General features: G+C 62.6%; 20 protein-coding genes. 13 read left to right on the forward strand and 7 right to left on the reverse strand.

Annotated features, from left to right (window positions below; translation table 11 throughout):
* Positions 1-10: 10 nt before the first annotated feature.
* Together purE and AC1DCM_RS20905 are read right to left on the reverse strand one after the other, a co-directional pair.
* Positions 11-574: a 5-(carboxyamino)imidazole ribonucleotide mutase gene (gene purE / locus AC1DCM_RS20900; protein WP_442002676.1), complete on the reverse strand. Its 564-nt coding sequence runs from the start codon at positions 572-574 to the stop codon at positions 11-13.
* Positions 571-1758 (reverse strand): 5-(carboxyamino)imidazole ribonucleotide synthase, encoded by a 1188-nt coding sequence (locus AC1DCM_RS20905; protein ID WP_442016758.1) that lies wholly within the window; start codon positions 1756-1758, stop codon positions 571-573. Before AC1DCM_RS20905 ends, purE begins: the two co-directional genes overlap by 4 nt.
* A 179-nt stretch (positions 1759-1937) precedes the next feature.
* On the opposite strand from AC1DCM_RS20905, the gene AC1DCM_RS20910 reads away from it, so the two are divergent.
* Positions 1938-2504, forward strand: a complete 567-nt coding sequence (locus AC1DCM_RS20910) for a GtrA family protein (protein WP_477519557.1) — start codon at positions 1938-1940, stop codon at positions 2502-2504.
* A 2-nt stretch (positions 2505-2506) separates the two neighbouring features.
* Here the strand turns inward: AC1DCM_RS20910 and AC1DCM_RS20915 are convergent, their stop codons facing one another.
* The gene (locus AC1DCM_RS20915) at positions 2507-3202 is read right to left on the reverse strand and encodes a TIGR03089 family protein (RefSeq protein ID WP_477519558.1); all 696 of its coding nucleotides are present in this window, start codon (positions 3200-3202) and stop codon (positions 2507-2509) included.
* A 365-nt stretch (positions 3203-3567) separates the two neighbouring features.
* Between AC1DCM_RS20915 and AC1DCM_RS20920 the strand changes: the two genes are divergently transcribed.
* From AC1DCM_RS20920 to AC1DCM_RS20930, 3 genes are read left to right on the forward strand one after another with little or no spacing between them, the layout of a single operon-like run.
* On the forward strand, positions 3568-4113 hold the full coding sequence (locus AC1DCM_RS20920; RefSeq protein ID WP_477519559.1) for a WhiB family transcriptional regulator: 546 nt from the start codon (positions 3568-3570) through the stop codon (positions 4111-4113).
* A 29-nt stretch (positions 4114-4142) separates the two neighbouring features.
* Entirely contained in the window at positions 4143-7499 is a 3357-nt protein-coding gene (locus tag AC1DCM_RS20925; RefSeq protein ID WP_477519560.1) for a glycosyltransferase, read from the forward strand.
* Entirely contained in the window at positions 7492-9171 is a 1680-nt protein-coding gene (locus AC1DCM_RS20930) for a DUF5719 family protein (RefSeq protein ID WP_477519561.1), read from the forward strand. Before AC1DCM_RS20925 ends, AC1DCM_RS20930 begins: the two co-directional genes overlap by 8 nt.
* 34 nt (positions 9172-9205) lie before the next feature.
* Here the strand turns inward: AC1DCM_RS20930 and AC1DCM_RS20935 are convergent, their stop codons facing one another.
* The gene (locus AC1DCM_RS20935; RefSeq protein WP_442016762.1) at positions 9206-9724 is read right to left on the reverse strand and encodes a metallopeptidase family protein; all 519 of its coding nucleotides are present in this window, start codon (positions 9722-9724) and stop codon (positions 9206-9208) included.
* 141 nt (positions 9725-9865) lie between these two features.
* Between AC1DCM_RS20935 and AC1DCM_RS20940 the strand changes: the two genes are divergently transcribed.
* From AC1DCM_RS20940 to AC1DCM_RS20960, 5 genes are all read left to right on the forward strand, one after another.
* Positions 9866-10243, forward strand: a complete 378-nt coding sequence (locus tag AC1DCM_RS20940; RefSeq protein ID WP_477519562.1) for a DUF3499 domain-containing protein — start codon at positions 9866-9868, stop codon at positions 10241-10243.
* 143 nt (positions 10244-10386) lie between these two features.
* A complete protein-coding gene (locus AC1DCM_RS20945) occupies positions 10387-10605 on the forward strand; it encodes a Trm112 family protein (RefSeq protein ID WP_416418316.1) in 219 nt (72 codons plus the stop codon).
* A gap of 56 nt (positions 10606-10661) precedes the next feature.
* Positions 10662-12140, forward strand: a complete 1479-nt coding sequence (gene ahcY / locus AC1DCM_RS20950) for an adenosylhomocysteinase (RefSeq protein WP_477519563.1) — start codon at positions 10662-10664, stop codon at positions 12138-12140.
* A 146-nt stretch (positions 12141-12286) separates the two neighbouring features.
* Positions 12287-13507, forward strand: a complete 1221-nt coding sequence (locus tag AC1DCM_RS20955) for a L,D-transpeptidase (protein ID WP_477519564.1) — start codon at positions 12287-12289, stop codon at positions 13505-13507.
* A gap of 30 nt (positions 13508-13537) precedes the next feature.
* On the forward strand, positions 13538-14362 hold the full coding sequence (locus tag AC1DCM_RS20960) for a pentapeptide repeat-containing protein (RefSeq protein ID WP_477519565.1): 825 nt from the start codon (positions 13538-13540) through the stop codon (positions 14360-14362).
* 116 nt (positions 14363-14478) lie between these two features.
* Here AC1DCM_RS20960 and AC1DCM_RS20965 read toward each other — a convergent pair whose 3' ends face one another.
* Positions 14479-15282: an RDD family protein gene (locus tag AC1DCM_RS20965; RefSeq protein WP_477519566.1), complete on the reverse strand. Its 804-nt coding sequence runs from the start codon at positions 15280-15282 to the stop codon at positions 14479-14481.
* A gap of 129 nt (positions 15283-15411) precedes the next feature.
* Between AC1DCM_RS20965 and AC1DCM_RS20970 the strand changes: the two genes are divergently transcribed.
* Positions 15412-16407: a stage II sporulation protein M gene (locus AC1DCM_RS20970; RefSeq protein ID WP_477519567.1), complete on the forward strand. Its 996-nt coding sequence runs from the start codon at positions 15412-15414 to the stop codon at positions 16405-16407.
* A 154-nt stretch (positions 16408-16561) separates the two neighbouring features.
* Positions 16562-17674 carry a TIGR01906 family membrane protein gene (locus AC1DCM_RS20975; protein ID WP_477519568.1) on the forward strand — a complete coding sequence of 371 codons (1113 nt, stop codon included), beginning with the start codon at positions 16562-16564 and terminating at the stop codon, positions 17672-17674.
* An 11-nt stretch (positions 17675-17685) separates the two neighbouring features.
* On the opposite strand, the gene AC1DCM_RS20980 is transcribed toward AC1DCM_RS20975, so the two are convergent.
* Complete coding sequence (locus tag AC1DCM_RS20980; RefSeq protein WP_477519569.1) at positions 17686-19518, reverse strand: AMP-dependent synthetase/ligase; 1833 nt, start codon at positions 19516-19518, stop codon at positions 17686-17688.
* Positions 19519-19528: 10 nt separating this feature from the next.
* On the reverse strand, positions 19529-21232 hold the full coding sequence (locus tag AC1DCM_RS20985; RefSeq protein WP_477519574.1) for a dolichyl-phosphate-mannose--protein mannosyltransferase: 1704 nt from the start codon (positions 21230-21232) through the stop codon (positions 19529-19531).
* 319 nt (positions 21233-21551) lie between these two features.
* On the opposite strand from AC1DCM_RS20985, the gene rsmI reads away from it, so the two are divergent.
* Together rsmI and AC1DCM_RS20995 are read left to right on the forward strand one after the other, a co-directional pair.
* A complete protein-coding gene (gene rsmI, locus AC1DCM_RS20990) occupies positions 21552-22373 on the forward strand; it encodes a 16S rRNA (cytidine(1402)-2'-O)-methyltransferase (protein ID WP_477519575.1) in 822 nt (273 codons plus the stop codon).
* Between the two features lie 160 nt (positions 22374-22533).
* On the forward strand, positions 22534-24015 hold the full coding sequence (locus AC1DCM_RS20995; protein WP_477519570.1) for an NAD-dependent succinate-semialdehyde dehydrogenase: 1482 nt from the start codon (positions 22534-22536) through the stop codon (positions 24013-24015).
* Positions 24016-24233: the final 218 nt, after the last annotated feature.

Below are 24233 nucleotides of genomic sequence, written 5' to 3' on the forward strand. Positions count from 1 at the left end.
CGCTGCCGTCCTAGTGGCTGCTCCGGGCGGAAGCATTTGCTGGGGAAAAGACTTCTTCAACCTTATGGCGCAGGTTTTCGCCCTTCTTGGTGGCGACGTCGTTCAACTCCTGGGCGAATTTGAGCAAGTCTTCGCGAAGGCGGTCTGCGAGTTCGTCTGTGCCGGAGGCGAGCATCCGTACAGCAAGGAGTCCTGCGTTGCGGGCACCGGCGATGGAGACAGTGGCAACCGGAACTCCGGCAGGCATTTGAACGATGGACAACAGTGAGTCCATGCCGTCCAGTGTCTTCAATGGAACCGGGACGCCGATGACAGGCAGGGGAGTGACCGAAGCCAACATTCCAGGAAGGTGGGCGGCCCCGCCTGCTCCGGCGATGATGACGCGAAGGCCGCGCTCGTGCGCGGTCTGGCCATAGCGGATCATCTCAGTGGGCATGCGGTGCGCCGAGACGACGTCCGCTTCAAAGGGGATGCCGAACTCAGCCAAGGCGTCCGCGGCGGCTTCCATGACGGGCCAGTCGGAGTCGGAGCCCATCACGAGACCTACGAGCGGGGCTGTTGATGCTGATGTCATTCGGTCTCCTCGTGGGTGGTCTGTGCGGGCATCCGGCCGTCACGGATGATGTTGGCTACTGCCGTGGCGCGTTGGCGGATGGAATCTACCTCCGAGGTAGATGTGCCAGCCAGATTGACATGCCCGATCTTCCGCCCCGCCCGCACGGACTTGCCGTAGCAGTGCACCTTTGCTGCCGGTTCGTAAGCCAAGGCCATGGGGAAGGCTTCGAAGAGGTTCTGGTTATCCCCACCCAGGAAATTCTTCATGACAAATACCGGCGCCACAGCATCCGTGGCGCCCAGCGGCAGGTCCAGCACCGCACGGAGGTGCTGTTCGAATTGGCTGGTGATGGATCCGTCCTGCGTCCAATGGCCCGTGTTGTGGGGGCGCATGGCGAGTTCGTTGATGAGGAAGCCGGCGCCAACCCCAGGGGTTTCAAAGAGCTCGGCAGCCATGACACCCGTAACGCCGAGTTCGTTGGCGATCCGAAGTGCAGCCCCCTCGGCTGCGGCGGCAACTTCGAGTGGAATGTTCTGTGCGGGGGCGATAACTTCGTCGCACACGCCGTCTACCTGAATGGTGTGGACTACCGGCCAGGCGCGTGATTCGCCACTGGGCGTGCGGGCTACAAGGGCGGAGAGCTCGCGGCTGAAGTCCACCTTGGCTTCGGCAAGCAGGGGGCTCATGGCCTGGAACCAGTCCCCAGTATCAGCTGCGTCATCGGCGGAGTCAACAATGCGGACGCCCTTGCCGTCGTAGCCGCCGCGCGGCGTCTTCAGCACCACAGGCCAGCCGATCTTGTCGCCGAAGGCCACCAGTTCTTCTACTGAGTCAACGGCGGCCCACTCCGGGTTGGGCAGCCCGAGGCGATCGATGGCCGCGCGCATCACGAGCTTGTCCTGCGCATTTACCAAGGCATCAGGTCCTGGCTGCACATTCACGCCGGCGTCGATCAAGGCACGCAGATGTTGTGTAGGAACGTGTTCGTGATCGAACGTCAGGACGTCCACGCCCTTGGAGAACTCAAGCAGAGCGTCCAGGTCTTTGTAGTCGCCAATGGGGGCGTTGGCCACAGCGGGGACAGCCGAAACGTCCTCGCCCTCAGCCAAAACGCGTAGTTCGAAGCCTAGAGCGGTAGCAGGCGGGGCCATCATGCGTGCGAGCTGGCCGCCGCCAACAACACCAATTACTGGAAAAGTCACAAGGTTCAGCCTACCGAACCAGCGGCCGGAACACTGATTCAGCCGCTGTAACGTCACCATCTCGATGTGGTGCAGGCCCCTCATCGGCGTTCTCACAGGGGACTCAAAGGGAACGGTTGGAAATGGGCGCTAAAATGGATGTGGCCCATCGGCCCACTTTTCAACGGCCATGGAGGGTCATGATCACCACACTTGCAGATCGCATCCGCGGACTTGCCTCGCTTTTTTGGCGCGAGGTAGCAAAGTTCGGCGCCGTAGGCGGTGTTGCTTTTGTCATTGACTCGGCAGTTTACATCTGGCTGTTTTCCGGCCCGATGCACGGAAGCGAAGTCTGGGCGAAGGCCATTGCGACGATCGTTGCAAGCGTGTTCTCCTGGGTAGCCAACCGCTTCTGGACCTTCCGTCACCGCAAACAGGCCAACGTGGTCCGTGAAGCCGTTCTGTTTGCCGTCATGAACTTCGTCGGGCTGCTTATTGCCTCCGGTTGCGTGTGGTTCGCCAAGTACGTGCTGGACTTGAATGACAAGCCATCGCTGTTTATCGCAGGAAGCGTCGTGGGACTCGTCCTGGGCACTATTTTCCGGTTCTTCGCATACCGCTTTTGGGTCTTCAACGAAGAGTTGGATGCCGAGCCGGCCTACTCTCACGACCACGAGATCCTGGAGCTCCATCACAAGGAGAAGTCAGCTGCGGAGGCGGGCAGCGGAGGACCTTCAACCGGCGAGCTGCCCTCCATCAAGAACTGATCTCAGGATCGGCTAACGCGCTCATTCTCAAGCAGGTGCCCGGTCACTTCCAGATCGGGATGCACCAGTACCACTGAGCCGTCTTCTTTCCACGCGCCCAACGCCGCTGCCAGCCCCGGCTCCAAACCGTCGGACGCCCGAACCAGCAGCCGGACACCGGGTTCCTGGGGTGCAGCGAATCCGTCCAGAAGGCTGTCATGTGTGTGGCCCGCGCTGCCGCGGACGGCCGGAAGGCTGGCTTCTGGTTCGCTGTGTGCCATGAAGACGTCACCGTGGGACCGTACTTCCGCGGCATAGTCCACGACGCCGGGTGGCAAGTCGCCGGGCCACCGCATCGCAAGTGCCGCGAGCGGCACGGCGACGACCGCCTCGAAGCCGGCCCCGGCGCCGTCGTCGGGAGTGTCTGTTACCAGCAGGTCAGCGGTTGTGCCATCGAAGACCACCTCCATGCCCAACTGCCAGGCGGCGAGTGCCCACACAAAGGATTTCCAGTGTGCGGGAAGGTCCAACCGGATAGCCTTGCCCGGCTCGGCGTCCAGTTCGTCCTGCAGCAGGTTGCTGGTCTTGGCAACCCAGTTGTCCAAGACCCGCCCGGAGAGCTCCACGCGCTCGGAATCAGGGCCGTACCACGTCAGCCTCGGGGAGGTGGAATGGCCGGATCGCAGGGTGGTCATCAGGTTCGCTGCCGGGATGCTCATGGATCAATCCTGCCACGGTGGGGCCGCCGCCCCACGGGGAAATGTGAAATGCGACACACCTCCGTTAAGTCCAATCGATGGACATCCGGGCGTGATCTTGGGAATTCCGCGGAATGTCAGGAATTGTTCAAGCAAAGTGATGCGGGGCTTCCGTTTTTCCTCCAACCAGCCGCGCCACGGCGGAAAACGTTGGGCGTGGCGCATCCCACGTTTCTACAGATTCTTGATTATTATCCCGGCGCGGCTTGACTGGCAGGTAGTTACACGCGTGTAATTAGTAATCAACGCCGCTGCACAGATTCCCGGAACAACGCCGGGGATCGGAAATACATCCAAGCAGCAGCTGCAAAATCAGGAGGGACGCCATGGGGCAAGCGTTGCGTATCCAGGAAGATGCAGTCGTCGCAGAACATGCGTCGGTGAAATACCGTTCGCGGGAGGTACCAGGGGACTGGTACGTGGACCCGGCGGATCCGGAAGCGGCAGACCGATACAACCAGAACGTGCAGCAGTCGTTGGAGGATCAGGCAACTGCCCTCCTCGCTGCACACGAGGCGTTGATTGGCGACCTGCCTGCCGGGCCGGACGAAGATGTGGACGACCCTCCGATGGAGTTGCGTCGTCCCCAGGAAATCCAAGGACAGCCGGTGTGGATCGGACTGCCGAGCCAAGGCGACTTCGATGACGAGGGCGAACTCGGTTGGCAGACAGACGCCCTGTGCGCCCAGACGGATCCGGAAGCATTCTTCCCCGAAAAGGGCGGATCAACGAGGGATGCGAAGAAGGTCTGCGGAGCGTGCAACGTCCGTTCTCAGTGCCTTGAGTATGCCCTCGCAAACGACGAACGATTCGGCATCTGGGGCGGGCTCTCCGAGCGCGAACGTCGCCGGCTAAGGAAGCGGGCAGTCTAATTCTTAAGGAAGTACACGTTACCGCCGTCGTGGTTTCCCACGACGGCGGGAACTATCTCCCCAGGACCTTGGCGGCACTGTCGGACCAGACGCGTTCGGCAGATGCCGCCATTGGCATTGATACAGGATCCACTGACAACTCCCTCGACTTGCTCCGGGACGCCTTGGGGCAAGCAAACGTCACCAAGTACGTCCAGCCAAAGTCTGGCTTTGGTGCCGCTGTCCAGGCGGGCCTGGACGAGCTTGCACCCAACGATGGAGCCGAAGACGCTGAAGCGGCCGGTGCTGTCCAATGGATCTGGCTCCTTCACGACGACGCCGCTCCTGCTCCTGACGCCTTGGCCGAGCTTCTCCACGCCGTGGAACGGACCACTTCGGTAACTGTTGCCGGCTGCAAGCAGCTTGGGTGGCACGACGACCGTCATGTGGTGGACGTTGGCTTGTCCACCAGTCGCTGGGCCGAACGCCTCACACTGATCGACGCCGACGAAGTGGACCAAGGGCAGTACGATGCCCGCTCTGACACCTTCGCGGTGAACTCTGCCGGCATGTTGATTCGCAGGGACGTTTGGGAGCAGTTGCAGGGTTTTGACCCTGCCTTGCCGGGCAGCGGAGACGACGTCGATTTCTGCTGGCGCAACTGGCTTGCCGGTAACCGCGTGGTGGTGGTGCCAAGCGCGCGCATGTTCCATGTGGAGCACCGACCGCACGGTCTGGGTACGTCCTCCGCAGCACGCAAAGCACAAATTCACATGCGCCTCAAACACACGCCGTGGTGGAACCTGCCGTTCCAGGCTGTGGGAGCGCTCTTGGGCGCACTCGTCCGTCTGGTGCTGAGTGTTTTGGTCAAGGAACCGGGCTACGGATTCTCCCAGTTCACGGCCACCGTCGCCGGCTTGGTGCGGCCCCTCGCTATTGCAAGAGGCCGCCGGATTGCCGCGAAGACCCGCCGCTTGCACCGTTCGGTGGTCCGGGGCCTCCAAGCGTCGTCGCGCGAAGTCCGTGCCAACAGGCGTTCCCTGCTGGAGGCCATCCGCCCCAGCGAGGAAACTACTGTGGCCTCGGATCTTCTCGCCCCCGAACCCAGCGGCGATGCCTCTGACGATTTCGCAGCGCTGGCCACCAACGAACGCGGATGGGCTGGCACCGGCGCAGTCGCTGCCGGCCTCATCGCGTTCGCCGCTTCTTTCATTGGGCTCTTCGGTCTCCTTCGCACGGGAACTGTGGCGGGGGGAGGGCTCCTCCCATTGTCCGAGTCACCCTCCGATATCTGGGCCAACGCCTCCACGTGGTGGATTTCCCTCGGTGCGGGACTGCCCGGGCACGCCGATCCCTTCGCTTACGTGTTGTGGCTCCTTTCCCTGTTTGGCGGTGGCGATGGCAACTCGGCAACAGTGTGGTTGCTGATCCTGGCCATGCCACTCTCTGCAATCGGTGCCTGGTTCGCTGCAGGGGCTTTGACCACCCGGCGCCGGTTCCGGATTGTTGCCGCTCTTGCCTGGTCCGGGGCGCCTGCATTGCTGGTTGCCATAAACCAGGGCAGGCCAGGTGCTTTGGTGGCCCACGTCCTGATGCCGTTGCTGATGCTGGCGCTAATACGTGCCTCGGGTTCGGCGATAGGCCGTGCCCATGCCACACGGCTACCTTTCACGCGCCGCCCGGCCCTCGTGCTCGGTAAACCGGGCATTAACGGCACGCCGTCCTGGACCGCTGCGGCGGCTGCGGGCTTGGCTATGGCTGCGATCACTGCATCGGCACCGTCCCTCTTGGGGCCCATTACGGTGGTCGTCGTCTTGGCAGCCGTGGTGCTCGGACCGCGGGGCAAGACACTCTGGTGGTCGCTTTTGCCCAGCGCCGCACTGTTCATTCCCTATGGAATTTCGGTACTTGACCGCCCCCGGTCCTTGCTGGCCGATCCGGGCTTGCCACTCAGTTTCGACGCTGCACCGCTATGGCAACAGTTCCTGGGCCAGCCCCTGGCGTTCGAGATGGACGGCGGCCTCACAGGTCTTGGGATGTTCGGGCCTGGCGCTGTGCCCTGGGCTCTGTTGCTTGCTCTGCTGGTCAGCGTGCCAGTACTTCTCCTGGCTGTCGCAGCACTGTTCCTTCCTGGTAAGCGCACCGTCCTGGCACGCGTCTTCTGGTTGGCCGCGCTGGCTACCTTGGCCAGCAGTTGGCTGATGGGCCACGTGGCCACAGGCGTCAACAACAACGTGATTGTTGGTCCCTTCACCGGACCGGCGGTTTCAGCGGCGGGCATCCTGCTGCTCGGTGCGGCGTTGCTAGGCGCCGATAAAATCTTCGCCGTTCCCACCAGAACGACTGATGCCGCCCGTTGGAAGTCGCCCTTGCGGCGCGTAGCTTCGGGCGTGGCACTGGCTCTCCTCGTCTGCGGACCGTTGGCCGGGATGGTGGCATGGGCAGGACAAAACGTCCTGCAGCCCTCATCCGAGGCCCCAACGGCTGCCCAAACCGCTGACGCCACACCGTCAGAGGCCAGTAAGAAGCCATCTTTGGGCTCGGCCCGCCAAGTGTGGCCGGTGGATAACGACACCTTGCCAGCCACCGCCGTCGACCGCGGAGAGGGACCCGAACGTACGCGGACGTTGGTTATCACCAGCGGCGAGCAGGGTGCCTTTACGTCCTCGCTGATGCGTGGTGCAGGGACTACGCTGGACAACTTGTCCACCATCGCTTCGGCCAGGACCATTATTGGGGCGCCGGGTCGCGAAGAGATTGCTGCCGACGACGCCGCTACCGCCTCCCTCCGCAGGGCAGTGGCCACCATTGTGGCGAGCACAGGGGTGGACCCCCGCAATGATTTGGAGCAGCTCGGCGCCGGTTTTGTGGTGCTCAAGGCCGCTGATGACGCGGCCCAGCTGACCGCCAGCAGGATCGACGCCGTCCCGGGCCTTGTTGCTGTTGGACAAACCGACGCCGGGTGGTTGTGGCGCGTAACCCCGCGGAATTCCGCTGCCGCTACCGCCGCAGACACCACGCACAGGGTGCGCATTCTCAACGCCCAAGGTGAGGCCATCGGCTCTCTGCCCTCAGCTGAGGTGTCCGTTGACGCAGCGGTGCCCGCGGGTGACGAGGGCCGTCGGGTGGTCCTGGCTGAACGGTCCGATCCCGGCTGGAGTGCTTGGATGGATGGGCGACAGCTGAAGTCGGCCACCTCCGGATGGGCCCAGGCTTTCGAACTTCCGGCCAGCGGAGGCAACCTGGAAATCCGGTACACCAACCCTTGGGGTCTTTGGTTCGGGATCCTGCAGGCCGTCGTCTTCGGACTGACCGTGCTGCTGGCAGTTCCGATGCCCGCCCGCCGCTCGCGAACCGGCATGTCGAGGGACGAAGTCTCCCTCCGTAAGGAGTACAGCAGTGTCTGAGGACCCAAAGAAGCAGGCGGACGATGACGGGACGCGCAGTTCCACCAAAGATGCACGCAACTCCGCCAAGGATGCCCGCAGTTCCAGCAAGGGCGCCCGCAGTTCCAACAAGGGGATCATCACTGGGGTCTTGTCAGCAGCAGTGATCCTGGCGGCGGGAGGCGGAGCAGTTGCGGCCACCTCGATGGTTCCAGCGCCCTCTGGCGGCTCTGCAGTGGACGTCCGGCAAGCCGATGTTCCTGCGGGCCGCTCCCTGGGCGTTTGCCCGGAACCTGCGCGCCTTGTCACGGGAACCGATGTGGACACTGATGCTGAGTTCAGCCCGGTTTCCACCACAGCCACCAGTGCGCTTAACGCACTGGTCCTGAGCAATCCCGCAGGCACCATTCCGGGCAGTAAAGTGATGTCGCTGGCAGGGGACGCAGTTGCGGAAATTGCCAAGACCCCCATGAGCACACCATCGCCCACTTCCGGTCCACCGGTTTTGGCGGCAGCGGCTGCATCCATCAGCCCTGTGACCGCACCTACCGTGGTGGCTGCTGACCCGATCGGAAACGAACAAGCCTCCTTGGCCGCGAACCTGAGCTATTCAGCCAAGGACGGCGACCTCCGCGGCCTTGCGGCGGCTCCGTGTCAGCAGCCCGGAAACGACGCTTGGCTTTTGGGTGCGGACACCGGGCTTGGCCGGACGGCGGTCCTGAACCTCAGCAATGCCTCGGAAACGCCCGCTACCGTCAACCTGGACCTCTTTGGCGCCCAGGGACAGATCCAGGCGCCTGGCGCACGGGGTCTTTTGGTGGCTCCAGGGACAACGCGGGCGATAAACCTTGCCGGCCTTGCACCCGGGGAATCCCAACTGGCAGTGCACATACGCAGCTCGGGCGGACCCGTTGCAGGGACCATCCAGCAGAGCGTGCTGCGTGGACTTGTGCCGGGTGGGGTGGAGTTCCTGTCCCCAGGTTCCGGGCCGTCCAATCTCCAGGTGATGGCCGGCGTCGACATTCAGGATGCAGCAGCGATCAAGGCGCTGGGCAGCAAATCGGGCTTTGCCGATGCCGTTCCCGCGCTTCAAATAGCCGTACCTGGGTCCACGGACGCCGTGGTTCAAGTCCGTCTGTACGGCGCCAACGGTGAGCGCCAGCTCCCCAACGGGGGAGTAGTCACCGTCAAGGGCGGCACCGTAGCTACGTTGGACCTCGACGGCGTTCCTGCCGGCAGCTACACCGTGAGCGCAAGTTCCGACGTCGCGTTCGTAGCTGCTACCCGGATTGCACGGGGGGCTAAAGCGGAGGAACCAACGGATTTCGCTTGGTCGCCGTCCTCGGCCCGCCTGGGAAGCCAGCATGTGGTCGCAGTGCCCCGTGACGGGCAGAGCTTCTTCAGCTTCGGTGTCCCGGAGGGACGGGCAACTGTCAGCTACGCACCGGTGACAGCCGATGGGAAAGTGGGCAAGTCCGTGGACGTGGACATGTCCGGTGGCACAACATCGCTGATCGAACTTCCAGCAAAATCCGGACAGGCAGTGGTTGCCGGGTACGTGGTTTCAGCATCAGGGGACCCTGTGTATGGGGCACTTGTCCTGGGTAGGCAGGACCGCGCCGACGTCTCAGTTCTGGGCATCCAGGACGCTGCTGCAGGGCTCGAAAAAGTTCCCGTGACAGTGGGCTACTAGGCGTTTAGGCCACTAGGCCTTAGGGGTACCGGCGCTACTGGTAACGACGCCGGTACACAGGATCCAGCGTCTCTGGTGGTACGCCGAGCATTTCCGCGGTGTACTCCACCACGACGTCGTGGACGAGGTCCTGCAGCTCTTCCCGTGTTCCGGCAGTCTGTTCCACCACACGGCGGTACACAGTGATCATCGGTGCTTCGCCGCGGCTGCCGGGAGTGTAGGAACCCATGGGAGCTGCCGTACCTTCGGCGACCAATTGCTCCAGGTTCGGCGGGATTTCGTCGACGGCGAAGAGCACGCCATCCAACTGCTTGCCCCACATATCCTGGAGGCGTTCGGCTGAGTCCAGCACCATGTCGTCGAAACGCTCGGCACGGGTCCGGAAGCCGGGAAGACTGGGGAGCATGAGTTCCCCACGCAGTCCTCTGCCGTGACGGTTTCTCCGGCGCCGCCGGAAACCACGGACATCCGCGCCGGTGTGTTCCTTTGCCTGATCGCCTTCGGCGTCAGTCCACCGGATTGTGAAGCCAGGAACATGTGGCTGTGACTGCATATATCGACTTTAGTCCCGAGGAACCGCCAACGCGACATCATGGCGAACAGCGCGCCGTGACCGGCGCAGACTGCAGCTTCCGGGCGGGCACGGCCAGCCAATGCGCAGAGTATGGGCCAAAGGGCGCTAATCTGGGATGTTGTGGGTGCTATTCGTCAGTGTTCAAGGTCCGCCTGCCGCCAATCCGCGGTGGCTACTTTGACGTACGTGTATGCCGAGTCCACAGCGGTCCTCGGCCCGCTGGCCACGTACGCCGAACCGCATGCGTACGATCTTTGCGCCCAGCATGCGGAATCCCTTACGGTTCCACGGGGCTGGGAAGTCCTTCGCCTGGCTATGCCAACAACACCTCCGGAGCCTGGCCCGGATGACTTGCTGGCACTCGCCAACGCCGTGCGGGAAGCCGCCTCAGCGGCAACGGACACCCCACCCCGTACCAGTCGGCCGCATGTCGAGCCGCCCGCCATGGTTGAAGGTACGCGCCGTGGCCACTTGCGGATTCTGCGCGAACCGTCCTAAGTCCGTTCTGGCTGAGCCAACTGCGGCAACCCCGGGACTCAAATCGTCGTCGGCTCCTTGGGGATGGTCGTGCGCTGTAGGCTGGAATCTGCAGATAAATCCGCCAGCGGCGCCACACCCGCGCCATCCAGGGAGCATCATTCATGCCAAAGGTCAGTCCTGAACTGTTGTCCATCCTGCGTTGCCCCGTGACGGGCTCACCGCTGGTCCAGGAGGGCGAGGAGCTTGTTTCAACGGCTGCCGCCGAGAACGGTGAAAAGGTCCGTTACGCGATCGAGGACGGCATTCCCTTGCTTCTGCCCCCGGAACTGCTTGCTGCCTCCAACGCCGCAAGTTCCGGCCAGCACCACGCCAAAGCCTGACGTACTTCCAGAACAGCAATCCCGCACGGTACGCCTAAACATCTATAAGGACTTCCATGACTTTCGACTACAAAGTGGCTGACATTTCCCTTGCCGAGGCAGGCCGCCACCAGATCCGTCTCGCCGAGCACGAAATGCCGGGGCTCATGTCCCTTCGTGCTGAGTTCGGCCCCTCGCAGCCGCTCAAGGGCGCCCGCATCGCCGGTTCGCTGCACATGACGGTCCAGACAGCCGTCCTCATTGAAACCCTCACCGCTCTGGGTGCCGAGGTCCGTTGGGCTTCGTGCAACATTTTCTCCACCCAGGACGAAGCCGCTGCGGCCGTCGTCGTCGGCAAAGGCACGCCGGAGGATCCGCAAGGCGTTCCCGTCTTCGCCTGGAAGGGCGAGACCCTCGAGGAATACTGGTGGACCGCTGAGCAGATCCTCACCTGGCCGGGAGCGGACGAAAACCCGGAGCTGGGTCCCAACATGATTCTGGACGACGGCGGTGACGCCACCTTGCTGCTGCACAAGGGCGTCGATCTCGAGGCTGCAGGCGCTGTTCCCGCAGCGACCGAGGAAGACGCCGAAGAGTACGTCCTTATCCTGGACCTCCTTCGCCGGACCTTGGCCGCGGACCCGCAGAAGTGGACGCGCGTGGCAGCCCGGATCCAGGGCGTCACGGAAGAAACCACCACTGGCGTGCACCGGCTGTACCAGCTCGCGGAACAGGGCAAGCTGCTGTTCCCGGCCATCAACGTCAACGATTCCGTCACCAAGAGCAAGTTCGACAACAAGTACGGCATCCGCCACTCGCTGCCGGACGGCATCAACCGTGCAACGGACGTCCTCATGGGCGGCAAGGTTGCCGTGGTTTGTGGCTATGGCGACGTCGGCAAGGGTGCGGCAGAAGCACTGCGCGGCCAGGGTTCGCGCGTCGTAGTTACCGAGATCGACCCCATTTGTGCCCTGCAAGCCGCCATGGACGGCTACCAGGTGGCCAAGCTGGAGTCTGTCCTTGCCCAGGGTGACATCTTCATCACCACCACTGGCAACAAGGACGTCATCATGGCCGAGCACATGCTGGGCATGAAGAACAAGGCCATTGTGGGCAACATCGGCCACTTCGATAACGAGATCGACATCGCCGGACTTGCGAAGGTTCCCGGGGTCAAGAAGGTGGAGATCAAGCCGCAGGTTCACGAGTGGGTCTTCGATGCCGGCTCCGACTCCGAGCGGTCAATCATCGTTCTGTCTGAAGGCAGGCTCCTGAACCTGGGCAACGCAACGGGCCACCCGTCCTTCGTGATGAGCAACTCGTTCACCAACCAGACGATCGCGCAGATTGAACTCTGGACCAAGAAGGACCAGCCGGCAGGGGAACGCGAATACCAGAAGCAGGTTTACGTCCTGCCCAAGATCCTGGACGAAAAGGTGGCACGCCTGCACCTGGATGCGCTTGGCGTGGAGTTGACAGAACTGAGCAAGGACCAGGCGGACTACCTGGACCTGGATGTTGCAGGCCCTTACAAGCCGGAGCACTACCGCTACTAAGCCAAGTTCAGTTTGCGGTGGCAGTAACCACAAACAGGTAGCCTCAAGCCCGCAGTGAAAGGCCGGACACGTGACCAGCGTGGCCGGCCTTTCGGCTAGAATTGGGTGTTCAGTATTGCTTGCCGGGGGACAGGAAGACAGGAACCATGACGGAAGTCGCCAAACGGAAAACGGGCAAGATCCTTGCCATTGCAGGGGTCTGCGCGGCCCTCGTCCTGGGCGGTATTGGCGTTGCCACCGTTCCTGGATTGCTGGCCGGTGCCACCCCGAACGGCGTGGGAACAACCCAATCGACTCCGACGCCAGAGGCTAAACCCGTGGAGTTGGGCATCACACCGCTGGACGGCGCTGTGGAATGGAATCCAGTGGTTGGCCCCCAGATCAAGGCCGTCAACGGTAAGGTCAAGGACGTAGTTTTGGCGCCAGTTGACGGCGGTACACCTGTGCAGGGGAAGACCAGCGCGGACGGCAGCACGTGGACAACGCTTGAGGTCCTGAAGTTCAAGACCCAGTACAGCTATTCCTTCACCATTGTGGACACTGCAGGTAAGGAAACCAAGAAGACGCAGACCTTCACCACGGTTTCTGCTGCCTACGAAGCCGACGCTTCCATTTATCCGCGCAACGGCACAGTTGCCGGCTCGGGCCAGCCGATCGAAATCAACTTCAGTGAACCTGTGGTTGACAAGGCCGCGATGGAAAAGCGCGTTGCCATCACTGTTTCATCGGGCCAGCCAGTCGCGTGGCATTGGTACTCGGACAAGAAGGTCCGCATTCGCCCGGAGGCATTCTGGGCGTCGGGAACCACGGTCACAGTGGATATGAAGCTCCTGGGCGTCGATTTCGGCAACAACATGATTGGAAATGGCGATGTTGTTTCCACTTTCACTACTGGGCCGCAGCGCGTGGCTGTAGTGGATGACAACACCAAGACGATGAACGTGTATTTCGACGGCCAATTGATGCACACCGCGCCCGTATCGCTTGGCGGAGAAGACTGGCTTTCGCCCACCGGCTACGCCGTGATCCTGGAGCAGGAACGCAAATCCAACTTCAACGCTGGAAGCATCGGCCTCAAACCCGGGGACAAAGGCTACTACGCTCCTATGGTCGTGGATTATGCCAACCGCCTCACCTGGTCCGGCGTCTATGTCCATCAGGCCCTGGAGTCCGCTTGGGGCGCCATTGGACGCGTGAACGTCTCCCACGGTTGCGTTGGGTTGCTGCCAGACGACGCCGCGTGGTTCTTCAACAACATGACAACCGGCGACGTCGTGCAGATCCTGAATACCGGTGCGCCGGCTGTGGAACCCTTGGAGGGCTTCGGCGACTGGAACGTCCCTTGGGCCAGCTACGCCCAGCGGTAGCCGCCATTTCCAGCCGGGGACACAATTGCTGTGACAATTTCGCCAACCCTTCGCCCGGACTGCAGCAATTGCTTCGCCCTCTGCTGCACCGCCCTTGGCTTTGCCCGCTCGGCTGATTTCGCGATCGATAAACCCGCTGCTTCGGCCTGCCCGAACATGGCCAGCGACTTTTCCTGCACCATCCATCAACGGTTGCGGCCCCGCGGATTCAGCGGATGTACCGTCTTTGACTGCTTCGGCGCAGGCCAAGTGGTTTCCCAACACACATTCGGGGGCACGAGTTGGGTCCAGGACCCAGCGTCCAAGTCCTCGATGTTCGTTGTCTTCAAGGTGGTCAAGCAGCTGCACGAAATGTTGTGGTACTTGTCCGAAGCTGAGCAACGCGCTTTCGATCCGGAGCTGGCGGCCACCGCCCGCCGGCTGTCCACAGATATTGAAACCACATCCCAAGGAGAGGCGTCGGCAATCCTGGCTGCCGACGTCGGACATTTACATGCTGAAGTGCGTGCCCTGCTGATGGAGGTCAGCGAGGAGGTGCGCGCTTCATATGGGGCTGAGGGCCGTGAAATGCCCGACGGCGGACTCCACCCGGGTGCCGACCTCATGGGCGCCAACTTGGCAAAGCGACAACTGTGCGGTTCGGACCTCCGCGGTGCCTACCTGATAGGGGCAAACCTGGAGAGCAGTGACTTAACCGCCGTGGACCTCCTCGGCGCCGATCTGCGCGATGCCCGTCTCCACGGCGCCAACCTCTCCAGGTCCCTCTACCTGACGCAACCGCAAATCAACGCCGCCCAGGGAAACCCCGAAACGCGCCTACCCGAAAGGCTCACGACGCCGGCGCACTGGCACTAAGAAGAGCGGCGAAAGGCTGGGGGTCGGGGTCCGGCAGCGTGCGTCCAAGCGAGGAACGAGCGAACGTGCCTGGACAGTACAGCCGGCGGCCTCCGGCCGGAAGCCCCGGCGTTGTCTCAGTCCCGGGTAAACGGCAGCTTGCGCAGCCTTTCGCCGATGGCGGCGTTGCGCTGTTCCGCTGTGCGGAGGCGGACAAGTTCGCGGTTGCGTCGCTCGCCGAGGACCGCCCCTATGTAGTCTTCGGGGATCGTTCCCGCTGGCGGTGGCGGCGCGACGTAGTTGGCGAGCTCGAAGGCCAGTGCTGCGGCCATCCTGACGCGTGAGGATGGTGCCATGAGATATGCCTGCTGAACGAAGGTTCCGGCCCGGCGGGCTGTGGCGTCGGGGATACGGCCAATGTCCGCCATGGCTACCCACGGTTGGAGGTAGGGCGGAGCACCGGGAAAGATCCTCGGCTCGGTGGGGACGCGCTGCCGCAGCGAGTAAGTGCCGGCCACGACGTCGCCGAGGCGCTTGGATTTGTCGTTGAAAAGTGCCACGGCGATAGCGAGGCCACCGAAGGTCATGTAAATCTCGAGGAACCCCAGCAACCCACGGATGACCGCGTGCCGGAACCTGATGGATCCGCCGTCGTCCCGGACCACACGCAGGCCCGCGGCCAGTTTCCCCAGTGAGCGGCCGCGGGTGAGCGTCTCCACAGTGACGGGAACGATGACGAAGGAGAAGACCACACAGGCCAGGATCATGGCCCGGACCGCGGCTTCATCGAGATCCCGGGCGGCGGAGAGGACCAGGACGATGAGGAGGATCAACATCAGGACGTTGGCAATGACGTCCAGAATGAGCCCCAGGGCGCGGGCGGCGAAGGACGCCGGGCGCAACTCCAGGACCACTGCCTCGCCTGTGATGATTGAACTCAAGTCCGCCCCCGGTGCGTAGCAATCGCGGCGGGCGCATCAAGTACCCGCATCAACGAGTCTAGCCGCGCCCATCCCGACAGACAGGGATAGGGCAGACAGGGACTGGGCAGACAGGGATAGGGTGGTGCCGTGGACATCGATGCCTTTTCGGCCGTGCATGGGAACAAATGGTCGCGGCTCACTTTTCTGGCCCATAAGCGGCGGCTCACTGGGTCTGAAGCCGACGAATTGCTGCGCCTGTACCAGACTGTCTCCGCACATCTGTCACTCATCCGCTCGGTGGCTCCCGAGACGGCCTTGTCCTCATCACTGTCTGCCGCACTTGCCCAAGCTCGAACCAGGTTCACCGGGGCACGTTCGAACTTCATGGAAGACCTCGCCCGCTTCTTTGTCATCGCCCTGCCCGCGGCGTTCTACAGACTCCGATGGCTGACGGTGTGGTGTGGGGTCTTCTTCATGCTGGTGAGTGGCGCGTACGCACTTTGGATCGGGACGTCGCCTGAGGCGCTGCGAGCCGCATTTGGCAGCGATGACAGGGTGCGTCAGTACATTGAAGACGATTTCATCGACTACTACTCGGAGAACCCGGCCGCGTCCTTTGCCGGCGCGGTGTGGACCAATAACGCCTGGATTTCCGCTCAAGCCGTTGCGTTCGGAATTACGGGATTTTGGGTGCCCATGATTCTCTTCCTCAACGCCCAAGGCGTTGGCGCGGCTGCCGGCGTGTTTGCCTCTGCGGGAAAATTGGATGTCTTCTTCAGTTACATCCTTCCCCACGGACTCATGGAACTTACCGCAGTTTTCATCGCCTGCGCAGCCGGGCTGAAAATTTTTTGGTCAATGGTCCGGCCCGGACCCAGGACGCGGATGCAGGCCGTCGCCGACGAAGGGCGTTCCCTCATCACGGTTGCCCTCGGGCTGGTCTTGGTACTTCTCATTTCGGGCGTGGTGGAAGCATTCGTGACACCAAGCCCCTTGCCTGTTTGGATGAAGATCGCGATCGGGGCACTGGTCCTGGCAGCTTATTGGACGTACACCCTGGTTTTGGGTGGACGTTCATTCCGTTCGGGCGCCACTGGCGACCTTGACAGCCATGACGCCGGCTACCGGGGGATTGCGGTCTAGGCGAACATGCCCGCACCTTACAGTTGCGTTTCGATCTTGCTCTACGCGGGGTGGCTCCTCGTCTCCGCCCAAACCCGGACTGTAGGCTCGAATGCAGACAAGAGTGCCGGCAGCATGGTTGAGCCGGTGGGATGCCTACGGAAGTGAAACCGCTGTGAGTGACAAGAGCCAAAAACCACAAGATCCGGAGACGGACGTCCACGAGGACCCCGACGAGCCGGCCTTTGACTGGATGAAGCCCAAGACATCTGGTGGTTCTTCCGCTGCTCCCTCAGGCCCGGTCCCGGTTCAGCCGGAGAGCCGCGCTGACCGGAAGGCTGCCGAGGCTGCGGATGGCGAGCCGGAGCCTCCGCTTTTCGCGGAAACCGTGGCAGATGCGCCCGCAAGTCGCCAACCCTCGCACTATTCCGAACCGTTGCCGACGTCGGCCCTTCAGGTTCGTCCGCCGGAGGACGAGGTTGCCAGGCGCAATGCAGAACGCGAGCAGGCAGCGAAGGTCAAGCCAATGGGCCCCAGGATTTTCCAGGTACTGCTCGCGGTCTTCTTCCCTGTGATCCTCCTGGTGCTGGCTGTCCGGGCAGTGACCAGCCCCCTGTTCCTCTGGGTTGAATACAACCGGCCGGGTTTCCCGGGAGACGGGTACGGGTTCAGCACGGACGATCGCATGACTTATGGCTCCTACGCTGTGGACTACTTGAGCAACTGGTCGGGGCCACGGTATTTGGGTGGCTTGGTCAACCAGGACGGCGCCAAGCTTTTCAAAGACAGCGAAGTCGCGCACATGGCRGACGTGAAGATGGTCATTCTGACATCCTTTGGTGCCGGCCTGTTGCTCATTCTTCTGAGCATCATCGCCATTGCCTACTTGCGTAAGCGCAGTGAAGGCGGTGTTCGGCGTGGGCTCTTCGCCGGCTCCATCGTCACTTTGGTCATCATCATTGGCCTTGCAGTGTTGGCAGCCCTGAGCTGGCAGCAGTTCTTCACTGAGTTCCACCGGATCTTCTTCGCCAATGGCACCTGGACCTTCTCCCTGGAAGACACGCTCATCCGTCTCTTCCCGGGACAGTTCTGGGTAGATGCCGGTATCGTCATTGGCGCGCTCGTGTTCCTGGCGGCGACGGTCACCTTCATCCTCACCTGGCCCACGCGGCGTCGCCGGGGTTTGGACTCAAAGTCAGCGGCCGAAGAAGAAGCATCCTCAACAGAGATCGACGACGACGGCGAGGCGGAAGGTCCCCGCAAGGACACCAACGAATCGATCGCATAACGACGTAGCCGCTACTTTTCGTAAAGCTTTTCCACCAACGACGAGAAGTCCTTGACCACAACGGCTCGCTTCAGCTTCAGCGAGGGCGTCAAGTGCCCCGACTCGACGCTGAGATCTGCAGTGATAAAGCCAAACTTACGGATCGATTCAGCGGACGAAACCAGGGTGTTCGCTTCGTCCACGGCGGACTGAACTGCTGCACGGACGCGCTCGTCCTTCGCGGCTTCACTGGGGGACATGGCGTTACGCTTGTTCTCGGCGCACCAGTCTGCGAGTCCTTCGGGATCCAGTGCCACCAGGGCTGCGACGAACGGCTTGCCGTCGCCCACCACCACGGCCTGTCCCACGAGCCGGTGCTCCCGTAGTTTCTCCTCAAGGGGAGCGGGAGCGACGTTCTTGCCGCCAGCGGTGACCAACAGGTCTTTCTTCCTGCCGGTGATAGTCAGGAACCCGTCGGCGTCGAGCTCGCCCAGGTCTCCTGTGCGGAAGAAGCCGTCCACGAAGGCCTCAGCGGTGGCGGCCTCATTCCGGTGATAGCCCTTGAAGACGCCGATTCCCTTGACCAACACCTCCCCATCCTTTGCCACGCGGATGGTGGTTCCGGGCAACGGTATGCCAACAGTCCCTATTCGGCACATGCTTGGCGTGTTGACGGTGCAGGGCGCAGTGGTTTCGGTCAGGCCATAGCCCTCAAGGACCGGGATTCCCGCGCCGTGGAAGAAGTGGTTCTCCCGGAGGCTGAGGGGGCTGGCTCCGGACACGGTGTAGCCGACGGCCCCGCCGAAGACCTCCCGCACCTTGGGGTAGAGGAGCTTGTTGAATGCCGAGTGCTTGAGACCAAGGAACCAGCCTGGACCGGGCCCCTGCCCGCGGGCGGCGAGGTCCACCGCCGTCGAATATTCGACGGCGGTGGCGGACGCAGCGGCGAACAGTCCGGACTTGCCTGACATGGCGGCTTTGTGTCCGGCCCCGGCGTAGACCTTTTCGAAGATCCGGGGAACTGCGAGCAGGAAGGTGGGTTTGAAAGCTCCCAGGTCCGCCATGAGACCGTTGGCACCTGGGCTGTGCCCCAAGGTGACGCCTGCGGTGAGGCAGACCACCTGGACTGCCCTCGCCAGGACATGTGCCAGCGGTAGGAACATCAACGTTCGCGCGCCGTGCTGCATCAGCAGTTCGGGAAGGAACGGGATCACGTTCCGGGCAACCAACACGAAGTTGCCATGGGTGATTTCGCAGCCCTTGGGTTTGCCGGTTGTGCCGGAGGTGTAGACGATCGAGGCGACATCGGACAGGTTGGCGGCGCTGCGCTGGCGCTCAAGTTCGGCATCCATAATGCCAATTCCGACGGCGGCGAGGCTGGTCAGGTTGGGGGCCTCGCCGTCATGCTCCATACGGATGATCGACACGGGGTCCTCACCCAAGGCTGTCGACTTCTCAACCAGGGCGCGAAGAAGGTCTGCCTTGGAGGTGTCCTCCACAAAGATGCGCCGGGCGCCGGAATCGGCAAGGATCCACTCGATCTGGCTTGCCGAAGACGTTTCATAAATGGGCACGGTAACTCCGCCAGCCATCCAGATGGCGAAGTCCACCAAGGTCCATTCGAAACTTGAACGGGACAGCACAGCTACAGGATCGCCGGGGTTGACGCCTCCTGCGATGAGGCCCTTGGCCAGGGCCTGCACGTCCGCGAGGAAGCGCGCAGCGGGAACGTTCAGCCAGCCATTGGCTGTCTTATGGGCGTACAGGTTGCCGAACGGGTCCTTGGCGCATCGTTCCAGAAGGAGGTCGGTCACGTTGGTATTCTCGTCGGCCTCGACCAGAAGCTCCGTGCTTGCCTCCCTCACGATCTTCCTCCTAGATCCACGATGGCATCCACATTCTCATCCGCCATTCCTGGTAGCTGATGACTTCGGCGGTCAGCACAGGATAGAAAAAAGCTGTGGCCAGTACGGCCAACACCACAATCAAGCCCACGACGTAAAGTCCGGATCTCCGCCGCCAGGGAGGATCGCTGCTGCGACCCAACACCAGCCCCAGAACGTACGTCAGGGCCAGCACCAGGAAGGGTTCAAAGGAAACTGCGTAGAAAATGAACATCGTGCGTTCCGGGTACATGAACCACGGCAGGTATCCGGCCGCGACTCCAGCCAGGATGGCCCCGGCCCGCCAATCCCGCCTGCCGGCCCACCAGAAGAGCAGGATCACCAGGGCTATGGTGCCACCCCACCACACAATGGGGTTGCCTACGGGCAGGATGGCCGAGGAACAGGTCTCCGCAATGCAGCCGGCAGTTCCCTGCTTCGGCGATTGGTAATAGAACGAGGTGGGCCTGCCCATGACCAGCCAGGTCCAGGGGCTGGACTCGTAGGGGTGGTCGGCACTGAGGCCCTGATGGAACTTGTAGGCCTCAAGGTGGTAGTGCGCAAGAGAACGCACGGAATTGGGCAGCCAATCCCACCCGGGCGCGGGATTGGTGGCCGCCCACTGGCGGTAGTAGGCATCCTTGGAGAGAAACCAGCCGGTCCACGTGGCCACGTAGGTGACTGCCGCAATCGGGACAATGGTCAGGAAAGCCGGCAGGCCATCCTTCATGAGCGCTGCACTGGGCCAGCTGCGGATCCCGGCGATGCGGCGGGCGCTCATGTCCCAGAAGACAGTCAACAAGCCGAAAGCCGCGACGAAAAACAGCGCAGACCATTTGGTGCCTACGGCCAGGCCGAGGCAAATGCCAGCAACAAGGCGCCACCATCGCATGCCCAGCCAGGGGCCGGCCAACAGCTGCGCGGCGGAAGGCCTGCCATCGGGCGAAGCAGCCGCCCGGGCGGCGAGCCTGGACGCAAGTCGACGCCGGCCGTCGTCGCGGTCCAACAACAGCGCGCCAAAGGCGGCAAGGATCCAGAACGCGAGGAAGATGTCCAGCAGGGAGGTTCGCGACAACACCAGATGGTGGCCGTCAACGGCGAGCAGCAAGCCGGCCACCGCGCCAAGGGTGTGGGAACGGAAGAGCTTCAGCGCGATGAGCGAGAGCAGGAAGACCGTGAGCGTCCCGGTCAAGGCGGCACCGAAACGCCAGCCGAACGGATTGTCAGCCCCAAACAACCACATACCAAAGGCGATCATCCATTTCCCGACCGGAGGATGAACTACGTACTCCGGGGTGTTGAGCAGGATGTCAGGATGGCCGGCGTTGAAGGAATCGTTGGCATTGGCCGGCCAGCTGCGTTCGTATCCGCTGACGAGGTACGAATACGCGTCCTTGACGTAATACGTTTCGTCGAACACCAGGCTATGTGGGACCTCAAGACGGAAGAAACGCAGGATTCCGCCGATAACAGCCGTGATGGTGGGAATCAACCAGAACCATAAACGCAACGACGGCGGGTAGTCCCGCCAGGTTTGGATCACCCCGATCAACCGCGACGTCAGGGCGTCTTCTGTATAGGCCGTGGTGGGGCTGGCGATCCAGGGGTGGCCTGCCAGCCGGCGTCCCAGAGCCGGTCTGGTGTTCCTGTTGCGGTCGCTAGCAGCGTGCTGTCCGGAAGGAGGGCGCCAGGACATGCTCGTCTTGGTCATTGTTGTCCTGGTGGTCTCTTCCGCGCCATTGGTTGCCGCCACGTCCGTGGCTCCGGAACGTAACGCCGAGGCTGCGGGGGTTCCGGAATCGGTGGTGGGAACGGGGGACTGGCTCACCCGCCCATGCTACCTTTCCATCCTTACTGCGGCGTTGAGGTGCGCGCGGCATTAGGCTTGGCAGGTGGAAGAACAGCGCAGCATCCCGGACGAAGCCCCCTTTGACGATGAACCGGCGGTTGATGAACCGGCGGTTGATGAACCGGACGCCGGTGCCGCCTCGAGCCCATCCACAGCGAGTGGCAGGATTGTGCTTGCTGCCACTCCCATAGGCAACGTGGGCGATGCATCGTCCCGCTTGATTGAGCTCCTGGCGACCTCGGACATCGTTGCCGCGGAGGACACCCGCCGCCTGCATCGGCTGGTCCAGGCCTTGGGCGTGGAGGTGTCCGGGCGCGTCATCAGCTATCACGAACACAATGAGGTAGCCAAGACCGGTGAGCTGCTGGACTACGTGCGGGCCGGCAAAACCATCCTGATGGTCAGCGACGCCGGAATGCCGGCCGTCTCGGACCCAGGCTTCCGCTTGGTGGAAGGCGCTGTAGCGGCTGGCCTGACTGTCACTGCTGTTCCGGGACCTTCCGCCGTGCTGACAGCCCTTGCATTATCCGGGCTGCCCACAGACCGCTTTTGCTTCGAGGGCTTCCTGCCACGGAAGTCGGGGGAGCGGAATTCCCGTCTGGCAGACTTGGCTGACGAGCGCCGCACCATGGTCTTCTTCGAGGCACCGCACCGGCTCGAAGTGATGCTTCGGGCACTGCACGAGCGCTTCGGGGCAGAACGGCGCGTTGCTGTTTGCCGTGAACTGACCAAAACCTATGAGGAAGTGATCCGCGGAACGCTGCGCGAGCTCCTGGAGTGGGCGGAAAATAACGAGGTTCGCGGTGAAATTGCCGTGGTTGTAGGTGGAGCTCCCGAGCAGGCCCCCGGCAAACCGGAAGACCATGTGGCTGCCGTGAACGAGCTGATCTCCCAGGGAATCCGGCTGAAGGAAGCCGTTGCCGCCGTGGCGGATGATGCCCGTGTCAGTAAGCGGGAGCTGTATTCCGCGGTGCTTGCAGCCCGCTGATCCTCCCTGTGCAGATGCACAATTTGGCGAGCGTATGGCAGTGCGTGAAGGCGTAGACACTGCTTCTCGCATGGCAGTACCGTGGCAGTAATTCAAGCCAATTCTGGCAAGGAACCCTAGTGGTGCAACCCTCCAATGCACCCAAGACGAAGGAGTCGCCATGACTGTCACGGTTGAACGCGAAAGCGAACTGCTGGCTTCCGTCCCCACCGGCCTGCTGATCAACGGTCACTGGCGCCCGGCGGGATCCGCAAAGACCTTTGATGTTGAGGACCCGGCTACGGGCAAGGTCCTGCTCAGCATCTCCGACGCCGGTGCTGAAGACGGTGCGGCCGCCCTCGACGCCGCCGCTGCCGCCCAGGCTGACTGGGCACGTACTGCGCCCCGTGAACGTGGCGAGATCCTGCGCCGTGCCTTCGAACTGGTCACCGAGCGCGCCGAGGACTTCGCCCTGCTCATGACCCTCGAAATGGGCAAGCCGCTGGCAGAAGCCCGCGGCGAGGTCACGTACGGTGCCGAGTTCCTGCGCTGGTTCTCCGAAGAAGCCGTCCGTGTTTCGGGCCGCTATTCTGCTGCACCGGACGGCAAGAACCGCCTGCTCGTGCAGAAGAAGCCGGTTGGGCCCTGCCTGCTCATCACTCCGTGGAACTTCCCGCTGGCAATGGCAACCCGCAAGGTAGCCCCCGCCGTCGCCGCTGGCTGCACCATGGTGCTCAAGCCCGCAAACCTTACCCCGCTGACCAGCCTGCTCTTCGCCCAGGTCATGCAGGAAGCCGGACTTCCCGCAGGTGTCCTGAACGTCATCCAGACCTCAACTGCCGGTGCTGTCACGGGCCCGTTGATCAAGGATGACCGCCTCCGCAAGATCTCCTTCACGGGCTCCACGCCGGTAGGCCAGGCCCTGATTCGCGAAGCCGCTGACAAGGTCCTGCGCACGTCCATGGAACTGGGCGGCAACGCACCGTTCGTCGTCTTCGAGGACGCCGACCTGGACAAGGCCGTTGAAGGCGCCATCGCCGCCAAGATGCGCAATATGGGCGAGGCCTGCACCGCAGCAAACCGCTTCATCGTGCACGAGTCCATCGCCGACTCCTTCGCTGAGAAGTTCGCCGCGAAGATCGGCTCCCTCACCACGGCGCGCGGTACTGACCCGGAGTCCAAGGTTGGTCCGCTGATCGACGGCAAGGCCCGCGATGGTGTTCACGCCCTCGTCACCGAAGCTGTAGCAGGAGGTGCCACAGCAGTGACCGGTGGCGCCGCCGTCGACGGTCCCGGCTACTTCTACCAGCCCACTGTGCTGAAGAACGTCGCCGCCGACTCCCGTATCCTCCAGGAAGAAATCTTCGGACCTGTGGCCCCGATCGTCACGTTCTCCACCGAAGACGACGCCATCCGCCTGGCCAACAACACCGAATACGGCCTGGTTGCCTACGTCTTCACGAAGGACCTCAACCGTGGCCTCCGCGTCAGCGAAAAGCTCGAGACCGGCATGCTCGGCCTCAACGCCGGCGTCATCTCCAACGCCGCTGCACCGTTCGGTGGCGTCAAGCAGTCCGGCCTGGGCCGCGAAGGCGGCTCCGAAGGCATCGAAGAGTACCTCTACACCCAGTACGTAGGTATCGCTGACCCTTACGCCGACTAGGTCCCTGGGTCCCGTCCACCGCTCTCGCAACAAGACCGGTAGAGACAAGCAAGGGCCCGACTCCGGAACCTTGGGTTCTAGCGGTCGTTGCAACACCCAGAATTTTTGGGAGTTGCAACGACCGTGTCTCGTTTAAGCGGTACTTCGTCAGGTCCGAATCGGTCCGGCCATGACAAGAAGAAGGCGTTCTTCGAAGTTTTTGATCGTCTTAGGAGTAC

The sequence above is a fragment of the Paenarthrobacter sp. 10N417 genome (assembly GCF_056394745.1).

Bases quoted from the DNA above. Each gene is read 5' to 3' on its own strand.
- purE (WP_442002676.1), bottom strand. From the start codon at position 574: ATGACATCAGCATCAACAGCCCCGCTCGTAGGTCTCGTGATGGGCTCC.
- AC1DCM_RS20910 (WP_477519557.1), top strand. From the start codon at position 1,938: ATGATCACCACACTTGCAGATCGCATCCGCGGACTTGCCTCGCTTTTT.
- AC1DCM_RS20915 (WP_477519558.1), bottom strand. From the start codon at position 3,202: ATGAGCATCCCGGCAGCGAACCTGATGACCACCCTGCGATCCGGCCAT.
- AC1DCM_RS20920 (WP_477519559.1), top strand. From the start codon at position 3,568: ATGGGGCAAGCGTTGCGTATCCAGGAAGATGCAGTCGTCGCAGAACAT.
- AC1DCM_RS20935 (WP_442016762.1), bottom strand. From the start codon at position 9,724: ATGCAGTCACAGCCACATGTTCCTGGCTTCACAATCCGGTGGACTGAC.
- AC1DCM_RS20945 (WP_416418316.1), top strand. From the start codon at position 10,387: ATGCCAAAGGTCAGTCCTGAACTGTTGTCCATCCTGCGTTGCCCCGTG.
- ahcY (WP_477519563.1), top strand. From the start codon at position 10,662: ATGACTTTCGACTACAAAGTGGCTGACATTTCCCTTGCCGAGGCAGGC.
- AC1DCM_RS20955 (WP_477519564.1), top strand. From the start codon at position 12,287: ATGACGGAAGTCGCCAAACGGAAAACGGGCAAGATCCTTGCCATTGCA.
- AC1DCM_RS20985 (WP_477519574.1), bottom strand. From the start codon at position 21,232: ATGTCCTGGCGCCCTCCTTCCGGACAGCACGCTGCTAGCGACCGCAAC.
- AC1DCM_RS20995 (WP_477519570.1), top strand. From the start codon at position 22,534: ATGACTGTCACGGTTGAACGCGAAAGCGAACTGCTGGCTTCCGTCCCC.